At 73.5% G+C, this 14,677-nt stretch carries 12 protein-coding genes and 2 tRNA genes; 7 read left to right on the top strand and 7 right to left on the bottom strand.

The genetic code is table 11. The features are described from left to right. Positions 1–201 precede the first annotated feature (201 nt). The 4 genes from purD (at position 202) to OG294_RS20345 (ending at position 6,350) form a co-directional block, all read left to right on the top strand. Complete coding sequence (purD, locus tag OG294_RS20360; protein WP_327067940.1) at positions 202–1,491, top strand: phosphoribosylamine--glycine ligase; 1,290 nt, start codon at positions 202–204, stop codon at positions 1,489–1,491. A 549-nt stretch (positions 1,492–2,040) separates the two neighbouring features. Beyond that, positions 2,041–3,609: a hypothetical protein gene (locus tag OG294_RS20355; protein ID WP_327067939.1), complete on the top strand. Its 1,569-nt coding sequence runs from the start codon at positions 2,041–2,043 to the stop codon at positions 3,607–3,609. Between the two features lie 147 nt (positions 3,610–3,756). Further along, positions 3,757–5,346 carry a N,N-dimethylformamidase beta subunit family domain-containing protein gene (locus tag OG294_RS20350; protein WP_327067938.1) on the top strand — a complete coding sequence of 530 codons (1,590 nt, stop codon included), beginning with the start codon at positions 3,757–3,759 and terminating at the stop codon, positions 5,344–5,346. A gap of 104 nt (positions 5,347–5,450) precedes the next feature. Continuing rightward, a complete protein-coding gene (locus OG294_RS20345; protein ID WP_327067937.1) occupies positions 5,451–6,350 on the top strand; it encodes a phosphoribosylaminoimidazolesuccinocarboxamide synthase in 900 nt (299 codons plus the stop codon). A gap of 18 nt (positions 6,351–6,368) precedes the next feature. On the opposite strand, the gene OG294_RS20340 is transcribed toward OG294_RS20345, so the two are convergent. The 7 genes from OG294_RS20340 to OG294_RS20310 form a co-directional block, all read right to left on the bottom strand. After that, the gene (locus OG294_RS20340; protein WP_327067936.1) at positions 6,369–6,983 is read right to left on the bottom strand and encodes a response regulator transcription factor; all 615 of its coding nucleotides are present in this window, start codon (positions 6,981–6,983) and stop codon (positions 6,369–6,371) included. Then, positions 6,980–8,206: a sensor histidine kinase gene (locus tag OG294_RS20335; protein WP_327067935.1), complete on the bottom strand. Its 1,227-nt coding sequence runs from the start codon at positions 8,204–8,206 to the stop codon at positions 6,980–6,982. The genes OG294_RS20340 and OG294_RS20335 overlap by 4 nt, the downstream gene beginning before the upstream one ends. Before the next feature lie 60 nt (positions 8,207–8,266). Then, entirely contained in the window at positions 8,267–9,088 is an 822-nt protein-coding gene (locus OG294_RS20330) for an ABC transporter permease (protein ID WP_327067934.1), read from the bottom strand. Next, a complete protein-coding gene (locus OG294_RS20325) occupies positions 9,085–10,074 on the bottom strand; it encodes an ABC transporter ATP-binding protein (protein ID WP_327067933.1) in 990 nt (329 codons plus the stop codon). Before OG294_RS20325 ends, OG294_RS20330 begins: the two co-directional genes overlap by 4 nt. Positions 10,075–10,258: 184 nt before the next feature. Next, a tRNA-Gly gene (locus tag OG294_RS20320) sits at positions 10,259–10,331 on the bottom strand. Between the two features lie 38 nt (positions 10,332–10,369). Then, positions 10,370–10,442: transfer RNA gene (locus tag OG294_RS20315), tRNA-Gly, on the bottom strand. A 160-nt stretch (positions 10,443–10,602) separates the two neighbouring features. Beyond that, on the bottom strand, positions 10,603–10,920 hold the full coding sequence (locus tag OG294_RS20310) for a histone-like nucleoid-structuring protein Lsr2 (protein ID WP_184936468.1): 318 nt from the start codon (positions 10,918–10,920) through the stop codon (positions 10,603–10,605). A 489-nt stretch (positions 10,921–11,409) separates the two neighbouring features. Between OG294_RS20310 and purS the strand changes: the two genes are divergently transcribed. Genes purS through purL form a run of 3 tightly spaced genes read left to right on the top strand, consistent with a single transcriptional unit; the run spans position 11,410 to position 14,613 of the window. Next, positions 11,410–11,661 (top strand): phosphoribosylformylglycinamidine synthase subunit PurS, encoded by a 252-nt coding sequence (gene purS, locus OG294_RS20305; RefSeq protein ID WP_184936469.1) that lies wholly within the window; start codon positions 11,410–11,412, stop codon positions 11,659–11,661. Further along, positions 11,658–12,356 carry a phosphoribosylformylglycinamidine synthase subunit PurQ gene (purQ, locus tag OG294_RS20300; RefSeq protein ID WP_327067932.1) on the top strand — a complete coding sequence of 233 codons (699 nt, stop codon included), beginning with the start codon at positions 11,658–11,660 and terminating at the stop codon, positions 12,354–12,356. The genes purS and purQ overlap by 4 nt, the downstream gene beginning before the upstream one ends. 1 nt (position 12,357) lies before the next feature. Beyond that, a complete protein-coding gene (purL, locus tag OG294_RS20295; protein WP_327067931.1) occupies positions 12,358–14,613 on the top strand; it encodes a phosphoribosylformylglycinamidine synthase subunit PurL in 2,256 nt (751 codons plus the stop codon). The last annotated feature ends 64 nt before the right edge of the window (positions 14,614–14,677 follow it).

Genomic DNA, 14,677 nt, shown 5'->3' with positions numbered 1-14,677 from the left:
CGTCAGGAACCCGTGGTGACGGGGTTGCGGAAGTCGGCACGATTTCACTCTTCCGAGCGAGTGCGGCGGGTGCCGTGAACCTGACCTGGTCCACCGCTTGGCGGAACCCACAAGCGCGGCCCCCGCTCGGCGCATGATCGCTGGAGCTTCCGACAGCCCCGTCGTGAGGGGCGAACCCGCCAGCGACTACCCTTGCCAAGCGTGAAGGTCCTCGTCATCGGCGGCGGCGCCCGCGAACACGCCCTGTGCCGCTCTCTGTCCCAAGATCCCGCTGTCACCGAGCTGCACTGCGCCCCGGGCAACGCCGGGATCGCGCAGGTGGCGACGGTCCACCCGGTCGACCAGCTGGACGGCGCCGCGGTGCTGGCGCTGGCCCGCGAGCTGGCCGCCGAGCTCGTGGTGGTCGGCCCGGAGGCCCCGCTGGTGGCCGGCGTCGCCGATCCGCTGCGCGCGGCCGGCATCCCGGTCTTCGGCCCGTCCGCCGAAGCCGCCCAGCTCGAGGGCTCCAAGGCCTTCGCCAAGGACGTGATGGCCGGCGCCGCCGTGCCCACCGCCCGCTCCTACCTGTGCACCACGGCCGAGGAGGCCGCCGAGGCGCTGGACGCCTTCGGCGCCCCGTACGTGGTCAAGGACGACGGCCTGGCGGCCGGCAAGGGCGTGGTGGTCACCGCCGACCGCACCGCCGCGCTGGCCCACGCCGCGGCCTGCATGACGGTCACCGCGGAGCGCCCCGGCGGCGGCAGCGTGGTGATCGAGGAGTACCTGGACGGCCCCGAGGTCTCGCTCTTCGCGATCACCGACGGCACCACCGTGCTGCCGCTGCAGCCCGCCCAGGACTTCAAGCGGGCGCTGGACGGCGACGCCGGCCCGAACACCGGCGGCATGGGCGCCTACTCGCCGCTGCCCTGGGCCCCCGAGGGCCTGGTCGACGAGGTGCTCGACACCGTGCTCCAGCCGACCGTGGACGAGCTGCGCCGCCGCGGCACCCCGTTCTCCGGGCTGCTCTACGCCGGCCTGGCGCTCACCTCGCGCGGCACCCGGGTGATCGAGTTCAACGCGCGCTTCGGCGACCCGGAGACCCAGGTGGTGCTGGCCCGGCTGCGCACCCCGCTGGCCGGGCTGCTGCTGGCCGCCGCGAACGGCACGCTGGCCGCCCTGGAGCCGCTGCGCTGGGACGAGGGCGCCGCGGTGACCGTGGTGGTCGCGGCCCAGGGCTACCCGGCCGCGCCCCGCTCGGGCGACGTGATCGAGGGCCTGGAGAAGGCCGAGACCGCGGACGGCACGGTGCACGTGCTGCACGCCGGTACCCGGGAGCAGGACGGGCTGGTGCTGAGCGCCGGTGGCCGGGTGCTCTCGGTCACCGCGACCGGCGCCGACCTGGCGCAGGCCAGGGAGCGGGCCTACGCGGGCGTGGCCGAGATCCGGCTGGAGGGTTCGCAGCACCGCACCGACATCGCGCTGCGGGCGGCCCAGGAGGCTGCCGCCTCCTGAGTCTCTCCCGGTGCCCGACCGGCAGCCGCCGACGGCGGCCGGTCCGCACACGTCGCAGGCCTGCCAGGGGCGCTGCGCCCGGTCATCCCACCGGGCGCAGCGCCCCTGGCGTTCGCCCGGGCGAACGCCAGGGGCGCCAACGGTTGCGAACGGTGGGGCGATTCCAGCCCTTCGAGTGAATGACGCGTCATCGGGCTGACGTACGGTCGCCAGGGGCCGTATGGTGCGCTGGACCGCGGTGCCGCCGGGGGTGCGTCGGTGCCCGTCACCGGGTGCGCGAGCCTGCGCGGGGGGAAGCTGCAAGGACCGGGCCGCCGTCACTGGGACGAGTGGAAACCGGGGCGAACCGGAACGCCCGCCAGGTCGTGTGCGTCAGAACTGGCAGCGGGACCGGGCCCAGCGGTACGTCCCCGGGGCGTTGAACCACCTGACCCGAGCCGTGCGGTGCACCGGTGGCCGCACCACGGCGGGACGACACGAACACGCGGGACAGAGCAACGGGACCCAACCAGTCCCGAACGTCCGACTCCGAAGGGGGTGCAGCACCGGATGGCCGTTCTCGACGCCGCACGCGCACGGGCGCAGGCCGTGCTGCGGATCCGCGCGCTGGCCCGGGCCGCGGCCGTGCTGCCGGCCGCCATCGAGGTGGTCCTGCTGGCCGGCCGGTGGACCGGCCGGATCGGCGCGCCCGGGGCGCCCGACGCCACCGGCTGGGACGCGGCGCGCTGGGTGGTCGGCGCGCTGGCCGTGCTGACCGTCGCGCTGGCGCTGGCCGCCGTGCACCGGCACGCGAGCGCGGTGCCGCCGAGCACCCCGGCCGTCGCCGTGCTGCCCGAGCAGGCGCCCGAGCTGTACCGGACGATCCAGGAGCTGGCCGACCGGCTCGGCGTGCCGGTGCCCGCCGCGATCGCGCTGACCCCGGACTGCGACAGCTGGTTGGAGGACGAGCCGGCCCCGCCGCCGTCGTTCGCCCGCACCCTGCGCACCCTGGGCAGTTCACCGCTGACCCCGCACCCGCCGGCGGCGCAGCTGCTGGTGATCGGCTCGCCGTTCCTGTGGTGGATGCGGGCCGACGAGCTGCGCGCCCTGCTGGCCCCCGTGGTGGCCGGCACGGCGGCCGCCGCCGACCCCGAGATCGCCGCCGCCCGCAGGTTCGTGCGCGGTCTGGACGCCGCGCTGGGCCAGGGCCGGCGCACCCCGCAGGCCCGGCTGCTGGACCGGATCACCCGCCTGCTGCTCAAGGCCTGCCGCGAGCACGTCGCCGAGCTGGAGCGGGCGGCTGCCGCGGCGGCCTCCGAGCGGGCGAAGGCGGTCGACTACGGGCTGCGGATCGCGGCCCAGGGCCAGGTGGGCCTGGCGTACGCGGGCTGGGACCGGCTGCTCACCCGGGTGGCGCTGCCGGCCTGGCGGCTGGGCCGCTGCCCGGCCCAGCTGAACGCCGGTGTGGTCGCCGCGCTGACCGAGCTGTCCCGCCGCGACCGGCTGGCCGAGGGCTACGAGAGCCGGCTCGGCGACCGGCCCGCCTGCGACCTGCTGGAGGAGCCGGGCGACATGGACACGGCGGTCTCGCTGCTGGCCGCCGAGCTGTTCCACGGCCCGGTCCCGGGCGGGCAGGCCGACCTGCCCTGGGACGACTACCCCGAGCAGGTGGTGGACCGGGGCTGGCGGCTGCGGGCGATCGCCCTGCAGGAGGCGCTGGACACCGTCGCCCCGCCCGGCAGCGGGCCGGTGCCGGGCCGGGCGCCGGGGCGGGCCGGGGCGCCGACGCTGGACCGGCTGCTGGAGCGGCTGGCGGCCGGCGGCGGGGAGGAGCTGGCCCGGGCGCTGGCGGCCCAGGACGGGGCAGCCGCGCTGCTCTGCGGGGGCGGCGAGCGCGGCGGCCGGGAGCTGCTGGCCGACTGCGTGACGGCGATGGTCTGCTGCGCCGCGGTGGACAGCGCCGGTGCGCACCCCGGCCTGGACTGGCTGGACGGTCCGGTGCTGCTGCTCGGCGGGGTGCGCCGCGGCGACCTGGCCGACCCGGTGGTCGAGGCGGTCGAGCAGGGGCGCACGGCCCCGCTGCGCAACTGGCTGCAGACGGCCGGGGTGCACCTGGAGAAGCCCGTACGCCTGGGGTGACGGACAGTCAACAGCCGCTCGAACGAGGGTCGTTGCGGATGAGATGCTGACTTGGGGTGACGCATCACCAGCACTCTGTGGTCTGCTGGACCACACGCACATTTCCGCGGCACATGCCACGGAGCAGCGCATCGTGGGAGGGGCGACGTGGACAAGGAGTCGTCAGGTCGCAGATGGGAGTCCGGGACGCTCGCGCACGGCGTCTCGGATCCGTTCGGGCAGGGCCCGTTGCCCTGGCTGCGCAGCCCTGACCAGTACCTGGCGGGCACCGAGGGCGCCGTCCCCTGGTACGTGAGCACCGACGCCCCGGGCCAGCAGCCGGTGCCCGCGGCCCAGGGCGGCTCCCGGGCGCCCGGCCGGGCGATGGTCGGCATCCCGCGCAACTCCGACGACGTGGTCCAGCAGATCAAGGGCTTCGCCTCGGCCGGTGCGGTCTACCCGGGCGGTTCGGTGGACCTGCGGGTCACCGTGAACCCGCCGCGCGAGTTCATCGTCGAGGTCTACCGGATCGGCCACTACGCGGGGGCCGGCGCCCAGCACATGACCGCGAGCCCGCTGATCGCCGGGCTCCAGCAGCCCGCGCCGCTGGTGGTCGGACGCACCGTCAGCTGCCACCACTGGTGGCACTCCTGGCGCCAGCAGATCCCGGCGCACTGGCGCCCCGGCGCCTATGTCGCGGTGCTCACCACCGCCGACCAGCGCCACCGCAGCCACATCCCGTTCACCGTGCGCGCCCCGCAGGCCGGCGGCCCGGTCGGCAGCGGACCGTCCGGCGCCGGACCGGCCGCGGACCTGCTGCTGGTGCTGCCGGACATCACCTGGCAGGCGTACAACCTGTTCCCGGAGGACGGGCACACCGGCGCCAGCCTCTACCACGCCTGGGACGAGAAGGGGCGGCTGCTGGGCGAGGGGGCGGCGGCCGTCACCGTCTCCTTCGACCGCCCGCACGCCGGCGCCGGGCTGCCGCTGCACGTCGGGCACGCCTACGACTTCATCCGCTGGGCCGAGCGGTACGGCTACGACCTGGCCTACGCCACCGCCTCCGATCTGCACGCGGGCCTGGTCGACCCGGCCCGGCACCGGGCGCTGATCTTCCCCGGTCACGACGAGTACTGGTCGGAGTCGATGCGCCGCACCGTGGAGCGGGCCAGGGACGGCGGCACCTCGCTGGTCTTCCTGTCCGCCAACACGATGTACTGGCGGGTCGACCTGACCGCGGGCGCCTCCGGCGAGCCGGGCCGGCTGCTCAACTGCCGCAAGCGCCAGCGGGTGCACCCCGAGGCGCCGGCGGCCGGCCCCGGCGGCGCGGCCAGCGCGCTGTGGCGGGACGCGGGCGAGCCCGAACAGCACCTGCTGGGCGTGCAGTACGCGGGACGGGTGGCCCAGCCGGTGCCGCTGCGGGCCGGCAACACCTGGCACTGGCTCTGGGCGGGCACCGGCCTGCGGGAGGGCGAGGAGGTGGCCAACCTGGTGGCGGGCGAGGCCGACCGGTACTTCCCCAAGGTGGCGCTGCCCGCGCACACCGAGCGGACCCTGCTCGCCCACTCGCCCTACCAGGACGAGCTGGGCCGGGCCCGCTACCAGGAGACCTCGCTCTACCGGGCGCCCAGCGGTGCCTACGTCTTCGCCGCCGGGACCTTCGCCTGGTCACCGGCCCTGGACCGCCCCGGGCACACCGACGAGCGGATCCAGCGGGCCACCGCCAACCTGCTGGACCGGGTCTGCAAGGACGGCTGAGCGTGGCGCCGGGCCGGGCCGGTGGGGCCGCATGCGGGCGTACGGCCGCATGAAAGACTTCAACGGTCCGAGCTGCGACCCCCACTCCTGAGGACTGAACGACCTTGAGCGGATTTGTCACCAAGCCCGAGCCGGTCCAGGTACCCGGCCTGGTCCACCTGCACACCGGCAAGGTGCGCGACCTCTACCGCGATCAGGCCGGCCGGCTGGTCATGGTGGCCAGCGACCGCACCTCGGCCTTCGACTGGGTGCTGCCCAACGACATCCCCGACAAGGGCCGGATCCTCACGCAGCTGTCGCTCTGGTGGTTCGGGCAGATCAGCGACCTGGTGCCGAACCACGTGATCTCCACCGAGCTGCCCGAGGGCGCGCCCGCCGAGTGGGCCGGGCGCACGATGGTCTGCGACAGCCTGGAGATGTTCCCGGTGGAGTGCGTGGCCCGCGGCTACCTGACCGGTTCGGGCCTGCTGGAGTACCAGGAGAGCCGCACGGTCTGCGGGATCGCGCTGCCGGACGGCCTGGTGGACGGCTCCGAGCTGCCCGCGCCGATCTACACCCCGGCGCTCAAGGCCGAGGTCGGCGAGCACGACGAGAACGTGCCCTACGAGGAGACGGCCCGCCGGATCGGCGCCGACTGGGCCGCCACGCTGCGCCAGACCACGCTGGCCGTCTACACCCGGGCCGGCGAGATCGCCCGCAAGCGCGGTCTGATCCTGGCCGACACCAAGTTCGAGTTCGGCCTGCGCGGCGGCGAGCTGGTGATCGGCGACGAGGTGCTGACCCCGGACTCCTCGCGGTTCTGGCCGGCCGACGAGTGGCAGCCGGGCCGGGCGCAGCAGAGCTACGACAAGCAGATCATCCGCAACTGGCTCGCCTCGCCGGCCTCCGGCTGGGACCGCAACGGCGAGCAGCCGCCGCCGCCGCTGCCCGAGGAGGTCGCCGAGCGGACCCGGGCCCGGTACGTCGAGGCGTACGAGCGGCTGACCGAGAGCACCTGGGTCTGAGGGACTCCCGGCCCGGCGTCAGATCCAGCCGTGCTCGCGGGCCAGCCGGACCGCGGCGTGCCGGTTCTCGGCGCCCAGCTTGCCGGCCGCCGAGGAGAGGTAGTTGCGCACCGTGCCGGGCGAGAGCCCGGCCCGGGCGGCGATCTCGGTGACCGTGGTGCCGTCGGCGGCCAGCTCCAGCACGTCGGTCTCGCGCGGGGTCAGCGGGCTGTCGCCGGCGCTGATCGCCTCGGCCGCCAGCTCCGGGTCCACGTACCGGCCGCCGGCCCGCACCGTGCGGATGATCCCGGCCAGGTCGGCGGCCGAGACGGTCTTGGGCAGGAAGCCGCGCACCCCCACCTCCAGTGCCCGCTTGAGGTAGCCGGGGCGGCCGTGCCCGGTGACGATCATGGTGCGGCACTCCGGCAGCAGCAGGCGCAGCTGGGCGGCCACCTCCAGGCCGTCCATGCCGGGCATCTGCAGGTCGAGCACCGCCACCTCGGGCCGGTGGGCCTTGGCCATCGCGAGCGCCTCGGGCCCGGAGGCGGCCTGGGCCACCACGGTCAGGTCCTCCTCCAGCGCGAGCAGCGCGGCCAGCGCGCCGCGGATCAGGTGTTCGTCGTCGGCGAGCAGCAGGCGGACGGGTGCGGTCATGCGGCCAACTCCTGGTCGGGGGCGGTGCTGGGCAGGGGCAGGGTGGCGCGCAGCGTGAAGCGCTCCGGGGAGCGGGTGCAGGTCAGCTCGCCGCCGTGGGCCGCGAGCCGCTCGCGCAGGCCCGCCAGGCCGCTGCCGCCCTCGGAGGCGACCGGTGGGCGCACCCCGTCGTTGGACAGTTCGAGCACGGCCTGCTCCTGGTGCGTCCAGAGCCGGACGGTGACCTGCTCGGCCTCGCTGTGCCGCAGCACGTTGGTGGCGGCCTCGCGGACCACCCAGCCGAGCACCGACTGGGCCAGCGCGGGCAGGGCCGAGGGGTCGGGCCCCAGGTCGATCCGGCACTCGATGCCGGCGGCCCGCAGCACCGAACGGGCGCCGGTCACCTCGGCGGCCAGGTCGGCGGTCCGGTAGCCGCGCACCACCTCGCGCACCTCGCGCTGCGACTCCTGGGCGATCCGCTGCACCTCGACCATCTGGTCGGCCGCCTCCGGGCGCCCGCGCCGGGCCAGCTGCACGGCCAGCTCGGCCTTGAGCGCCATGGTGGTCAGGTTGCGGCCCAGCACGTCGTGCAGGTCACGGGAGAACCGCAGCCGCTCCTCGGCCACCGCGAGGCGGGCCTGGGTCTCGCGGGCGCTGTCCAGGTCCCAGGCCACCTTGACCATCCAGGCCGAGCAGCGGCAGCTCGCCGCGCAGACCGCCAGGCCGAAGGTCAGGCCGACCAACTGGCCGACGGCGAACCCGAGGTCGCGGCAGGCGATCCAGATCGGTGGCAGCGCCAGCACCAGCATCGCCAGCGCCCAGGGCGCCAGGACCCGGGGCCGCAGCACGATCGCGGGGGCGACCACCCACAGGTTCAGCAGGACCCCGCCGGTCAGCAGCAGGGCGGTGGGCTGGACGGCGCGGTGCACCGCGGCCAGCAGCGGCAGCCAGACGGCGGCCTGGATGACGGCGGCGTGCGCCAGCAGCAGGCGCAGCGGGAGCGCGCCGCCGCGCACGTGGTAGTTGAGCGCGGCCCGGGTCAGCGGCACGGAGAGCCCGCTGCTCAGCAGTACCAGGCCGCAGAGCAGCGCGACCGCGGGGGTGGCGGACTGCCGGACCACGTTCTGGCCCGCGAAGGGCAGCAGCGTCAGCGGCAGGAGGACCGTCATCGCGTAGAAGGTCCAGCGGATGTAGATCTCGATCCGCTTCGGTTTGCCGTACTCGCGCCAAGCCCCGATGCCCATGGCCGTCCCCTCTTCCGTGCCAGCGCCCTTCCTACCAGATCCCCTGCTCAGCGCCTGCTTCTAGCGGCGCGGCTCCCAGCGGAACCAGCGGTGGGCGGCCCAGCAGCCGATCGCGATCCAGACCAGCGCGCTCAGCAGGTAGGGCAGCGCGGGCTGCCAGGTGCCGGCCAGTGAGGTGGCGGGGGCGGAGCCGTCGCCGCCGAGCCAGCCGATCCGCAGCAGCTCCAGCGCCGGGGTGGCGGGCAGCCGGCGGCCGAGGTCGGCGAGCCAGCCCGGGAAGACGCTGAACGGTACGAGCAGCCCGGAGCCGGCCATGGTGATCAGCACCACCGGCAGGGTGGTGAACCCGCTGGTCTCCACGGTCCGGGTGACGGCGCTGGTCAGCGCGGCGAGCGGGACCAGCACGCCGAGCGCCAGCAGCAGGCCGAGCAGCACGAGCACCGGGTTGACCGGGGCGGGCAGGCCGGCCAGCGCCGCGATGCCGACCGCCATCAGCACGATCTGCAGCCCGGACAGCAGCACCGAGGGCACCGCCGTGCCGCCCAGGATCTCGGCGTCGGTCAGCTCGCCGGTGCGCAGCCGCTTGAGCACCAGCTCGCCGCGGCGGGCCACGTAGGCGGCGGTCAGGTTGTAGTAGACGCCGAAGACCAGCGAGACCACGGTGAGGTTGAGCAGCAGGGCGGCGCTCATGCTGACCCCGGCCAGGTGCCCGCGCTGGGCCGTGAGGATCGAGTGCAGGGCGCCGACCAGCGCGATCGGCATGAACACCGCCGTCAGGAGCGCGGTGCGGTTGCGGCGCAGCAGCAGGAGTTCGGTGCGGGCCAGGGCCAGCAGCAGCCGCCCGGACACGCGCGGTACGGCGAACGAAGGTGCGAGGTTCATCGGTTGGCTCCGATCAGGCTGCGGCGGCGGGCGGGGGCGGTGGGCTCGTCGGCCGGCTGCGGCGGACCCGCCTCGGCGGCGATGGCCAGGAAGGCCTCCTCCAGCGTGGCGCTGCGGGCGTCCAGCCCGTGCAGCGTGACGCCCTCGGCGGCGGCCCAGCCGAGCAGTTCGGTGAGGGTGCGCTGGAGTTCGGTGGTGCGCACGCTGACCTTGCGGCCGGTGAAGCCGACCTCGGCGCCGGGCAGCGGCAGCAGGGAGGGGGAGGGCTGCTCGGGCAGCTCGAAGCTGATCCGGGCGGGCCGGTCGGCGATCACCTCGGCGACCGTGCCGGTGGTCACCACCCGGCCCTGGTGCATGATCGCCAGGCGGTCGGCCAGCTGCTCGGCCTCCTCCAGGTAGTGCGTGGTCAGCAGGATCGTGGTGCCCTCGGCGCGCAGCTCGCGCACCAGTTCCCAGACGGCCGCCCGGGCCTGCGGGTCCAGTCCGGTGCTCGGCTCGTCCAGGAAGAGCACCTCGGGGCGCCCGATCAGGGCCACCGCGAGGTCGAGCCGGCGCTTCTCGCCGCCGGACAGCTGCTTGACCCGGACCGCGGCCCGCCCGCCCAGGCCCACCAGGTCCAGCGCCTGCGCCACCGGGCGCGGGGTACTGGAGAGCGCCGCCCAGCCGGTGACCGTCTCGGCCACGGTCAGGTCGCCGGGGAAGCCGCCCTCCTGGAGCATGATCCCGATCCGCGGCCGCAGCGCGGCCCGCTCCTGGAACGGGTCGTGGCCCAGCACCGTGACGGTGCCGGCCGTGGGCCTGGCCAGCCCCTCGATCAGTTCCATGGTGGAGGTCTTGCCGGCCCCGTTGGTGCCGAGCAGGGCGAACAGCTCGCCGCGCCGCACCGTGAGGTCCAGCCCGCGCACGGCCGTGAAGCCGCTCGCCTGGGCGCTGCCGTAGCGCCGCCGCAGGCCCTTGGCCTCGACGGCGGGAGAAGTGCTGGTCATGGCTGCAACGATGCCGCCGCCCGGGCGGCGCGGGCAGTGCCGTCGCGCACCGGTTCGGCGTGCGAATCCACGGGTGGGCGGTGACAAATGTCATCGCCCGGCGGCGGAGCCTTGCCGGGGTGTTAAGGGGCCCATCGGCGGGGAAACGCGAAATGGGCCCCCCGAAGGGGACCCATTTCCACTGAGCGGACGACGAGATTCGAACTCGCGACCCTCACCTTGGCAAGGTGATGCTCTACCAACTGAGCCACGTCCGCACGATCTTCACTTGTACTGCAGTACCACTGGTTCTGCGAGCGGACGACGAGATTCGAACTCGCGACCCTCACCTTGGCAAGGTGATGCTCTACCAACTGAGCCACGTCCGCACGGTGCTTGGAGGCACCGGCCGCTGCTCCCGGCCCTTGTTGGCTCCGGTTGCGGCGACGAGAAATACTCTACCCCATCGTCGGGACTGGTCACGCACCCCTTCCGCCGCGACCCGGGTGGGCGGGCGGCGGAAGGGCGCCGACAGGGCGGCGGGCAGGCTCAGTTGGCCTCGGCGAACGCTTCGTAAACGTGCTTCGGGATGCGGCCACGGGCCGGCAGCTCCATCCCCCGGGACTGGGCCCAGGCGCGCACGGCGGCCGGGTCCGGGGCGAGCGCGGTGCGGCGGAACGACTTTCCGGTGCGGCTCTGGCGGCGGCCGGCCGCGACGAAGGGCGCGAGTGCCTCCCGCAGCTTTTCCGCGTTGTCCAGGGACAGGTCGATCTCGTACGACTTCCCGTCGACACCGAAGTGGACGGTTTCGGCGGCAGCCCCGCCGTCCAGGTCGTCGGAGAGCGTGACGACTACACGCTGAGCCATGGGTGTCAATCCTCTCGGCAATTCGGCCGACCGGGCGCGGTGTGCCGCGGCGGCCCTGTGCTACGGCGTTCCAGGGGCACAAGGGTGGACCGGAAGGTCGCACCGCCCGCGCAGCTCCTGCCACCGCCGGTGGCCCTATTCTGCACCCCGCACCCGGGGAAATCGATGGGCCTTGCATTCTTTTTCCGGATATTCACCTCGCTTCGCCTCCGTACCGTTACTTCGGCCCGGATACCGCCGCTCACCCGAGGCCGATCTGTCCGGTGTGCCGGTATTTGACGGGCGCCGCGAGCGGGCTTGGCCGAACCTGGGAAGTTCTTTAAAGGGGGAGGAAACGGGCGCTGGGGAAGGGTGGAACCCTTGCGGCGTAAGGGGTGCGGGTCTACGCGCGTCGCCTATCCCGACGTGCATCCGGGCCGTCGAACGCCCGCTGAACCCCGGTAGTCTGAAGGTCCCCCGCCTTCACGCACCACACCTTTGGGAGTGCCAGTGGCACGCGTCGTAGTCGACGTCATGCTCAAGCCGGAGATCCTCGACCCCCAGGGACAGGCGGTGCAGCGCGCACTGCCCCGTCTCGGATTCGCCGGGATCGCCGATGTCCGCCAGGGCAAGCGTTTCGAGCTGGAACTGGAGGGCCCGGTGGACGACGCCGCGCTCGCCCGGATCCGCGAAGCCGCCGAGACCTTTCTGGCCAACACCGTGATCGAGGACTTCACCGTCCGCGTCGAGGAGACTTCGTGACCTCCCGGATCGGCGTCGTCACGTTCCCCGGTTCGCTCGACGACCGGGACGCGCAGCGGGCGATCCGGCTGGCCGGCGCCGAGCCGGTGGCGCTGTGGCACCGTGACAAGGATCTCCACCAGGTCGACGCCGTGGTCCTGCCCGGTGGATTCAGCTACGGCGACTATCTGCGGGCCGGCGCGATCTCGCGCTTCTCGCCGGTGATGGACAGCATCGTCGAGCAGGCCAGGCTCGGAATGCCGGTGCTCGGTATCTGCAACGGCTTCCAGGTGCTCACCGAGTCGCACCTGCTGCCCGGTGCGATGCTGCGCAACAACCACCTCCACTTCATCTGCCGCGACCAGAAGCTGCGGGTGGAGAATGCGGGCACGGCCTGGACCACGGATTACCAGGCGGGCCAGGAGATTTCCGTCCCGCTGAAGAACATGGACGGCCGCTACACCGCCGACGCGCGCACGATCGACGAGCTGGAGTCCGAGGGGCGGGTGGTATTCCGTTACCTCGCCGGTCATCCGAACGAGGTGGCTAACCCCAACGGCTCGATCAACGATATTGCCGGGATCACCAACGCGGCCGGCAACGTGGTGGGTCTGATGCCGCACCCGGAGCACGCCGTCGAACCGCTGATCGGCACGGGTAAGACCGACGGTCTGGGCTTCTTCACGTCCGTCCTCAAGCAGTTGGTGAGTTCCTGAGATGACTCTCGACACCGTAAAGAACGCCGAGCAGACTCCGGACGCTGCCCAGCCCTGGGCCGAACTCGGCCTGAAGCAGGACGAGTACGCGCGGATCCGGGAGATCCTGGACCGCCGCCCCACCGGCGCCGAGCTCGCGATGTACTCGGTGATGTGGTCGGAGCACTGCTCGTACAAGAGCTCCAAGGTGCACCTGAAGCAGTTCGGTGAGAAGGCCCCGCAGTCGGACGCGATGCTGGTCGGCATCGGCGAGAACGCCGGCGTGGTCGACGTCGGCCAGGGTTACGCGGTCACCTTCAAGGTGGAGTCGCACAACCACCCGTCCTACATCGAGCCCTACCAGGGCGCGGCCACCGGCATCGGCGGCATCGTGCGCGACATCCTGGCGATGGGCGCCCGCCCGGTGGCCGTGATGGACCCGCTGCGCTTCGGTGCGGCCGACCACCCGGACACCCGCCGGGTGCTGCCCGGGATCGTCGCGGGCATCGGCGGCTACGGCAACTGCCTGGGCCTGCCGAACATCGGTGGCGAGGTCGTCTTCGACCCCTGCTACCAGGGCAACCCGCTGGTCAACGCGCTCTGCGTGGGCGTGATGAAGCACGAGGACATCCACCTGGCCCAGGCCAGCGGCGCCGGCAACAAGGTCATCCTGTACGGGGCCCGGACCGGTGGCGACGGCATCGGCGGCGTCTCGGTGCTGGCCTCGGAGACCTTCGACGACTCCAAGCCGGCCAAGCGCCCGGCCGTCCAGGTCGGCGACCCGTTCCAGGAGAAGCTGCTCATCGAGTGCACCCTGGAGGTGTTCCGGGAGAAGCTGGTGCTCGGCATCCAGGACCTCGGCGGCGCCGGACTCTCCTGCGCCACCTCGGAGTTGGCCTCGGCCGGCTCCGGCGGCATGCGGATCGAGCTGGACACCGTGCCGCTGCGCGACGCCACGCTCTCGCCGGAGGAGATCCTCATGAGCGAGTCGCAGGAGCGCATGTGCGCCATCGTCGAGCCCGACAAGGTGGCGCGGTTCCTGGAGATCTGCGAGAAGTGGGACGTCATCGCCACCGTGATCGGTGAGGTGACCGACGGCGAGCGGCTGGAGATCTTCTGGCACGGCGAGCAGGTGGTGGACGTGCCGCCGCGCACCGTGGCGCACGACGGCCCGGTCTACCAGCGCCCGTTCGCCCGACCGGCCTGGCAGGACGCGCTGCAGGCCGACGCGCCGACCGCCGAGCGGCTCCAGCGCCCGGGGACCGGCGAGGAGTTGAAGGCCGCGCTGCTCGCGGTCGCGGGCTCGCCGAACCAGGCGTCGAAGTCCTGGATCACCGACCAGTACGACCGGTTCGTGATCGGCAACACCGTGCTGGCCACGCCCGAGGACTCCGGCATGATCCGGATCGACGAGGAGACCAACCTCGGCGTCTCGGTGGCCACCGACGGCAACGGCCGGTTCGCCAAGCTGGACCCGTACACCGGTGCCCAGCTGGCGCTGGCCGAGGCCTACCGCAACGTGGCGGCCGGCGGCGCCAAGCCGCTCGCGGTCTCCGACTGCCTCAACTTCGGCTCCCCCGAGGACCCGGACGTGATGTGGCAGTTCGCCGAGGCCACCCGCGGCCTGGCCGACGCCTGCCAGATCCTCGGCACCCCGGTGACCGGCGGCAACGTCTCGCTCTACAACCAGACCGGCGAGGTCGCCATCCACCCGACCCCGGTGGTCGCGGTGCTCGGCGTGATCGACGACGTCACCCGCCGCACCCCGATCGGCTTCGCCGAGGAGGGCCAGCACCTCTACCTGCTCGGCGACACCGCCGACGAGCTGGGCGGCTCCGCCTGGTCGCAGGTGGCCCACAACCACCTGGGCGGCCTGCCGCCCAAGGTGGACCTGGAGCGCGAGCGGCTGCTCGGCGAGATCCTGATCGCCGCCTCGCGCGACGGCATGATCGACGCGGCGCACGACCTCTCGGACGGCGGTCTGGCCCAGGCGCTGGTGGAGAGCTGCCTGCGCGGCGGCCACGGCGCCCGGGTGATCGTGCCCGCCGAGCTGGACCCGTTCGTCTTCCTGTTCTCCGAGTCCGCGGGCCGCGCGGTGGTCGCCGTGCCGCGCAGCGAGGAGCTGCGGTTCACCGACATGTGCGGTGCGCGGGGCCTGCCGGCCACCCGGATCGGCGTGGTGGACGGGGAGGTGCTGGAGGTCCAGGGCCAGTTCAGCGTTTCGCTGGCGGAGCTGACCGAGGCGCACACCGGTGTGATCGAGGCGCTGCTCGGCTGAGCGGACCCGCTGAGTCCGAGCGCGTCAGGACGGCTCGCCCCGCTGGTCGGGGCGGGCCGTTCGT

The sequence above is a fragment of the Kitasatospora sp. NBC_01302 genome, assembly GCF_035976515.1.
Taxonomy (GTDB): domain Bacteria; phylum Actinomycetota; class Actinomycetes; order Streptomycetales; family Streptomycetaceae; genus Kitasatospora.
This window is presented reverse-complemented; position numbering and strand designations above follow the sequence as displayed.

Bases quoted from the DNA above. Each gene is read 5' to 3' on its own strand.
- purL (WP_327067931.1), top strand. From the start codon at position 12,358: ATGACTCTCGACACCGTAAAGAACGCCGAGCAGACTCCGGACGCTGCC.
- OG294_RS20340 (WP_327067936.1), bottom strand. From the start codon at position 6,983: ATGACCGCACCCGTCCGCCTGCTGCTCGCCGACGACGAACACCTGATC.
- OG294_RS20335 (WP_327067935.1), bottom strand. From the start codon at position 8,206: ATGGGCATCGGGGCTTGGCGCGAGTACGGCAAACCGAAGCGGATCGAG.
- OG294_RS20310 (WP_184936468.1), bottom strand. From the start codon at position 10,920: ATGGCTCAGCGTGTAGTCGTCACGCTCTCCGACGACCTGGACGGCGGG.
- OG294_RS20325 (WP_327067933.1), bottom strand. From the start codon at position 10,074: ATGACCAGCACTTCTCCCGCCGTCGAGGCCAAGGGCCTGCGGCGGCGC.
- OG294_RS20355 (WP_327067939.1), top strand. From the start codon at position 2,041: ATGGCCGTTCTCGACGCCGCACGCGCACGGGCGCAGGCCGTGCTGCGG.
- OG294_RS20330 (WP_327067934.1), bottom strand. From the start codon at position 9,088: ATGAACCTCGCACCTTCGTTCGCCGTACCGCGCGTGTCCGGGCGGCTG.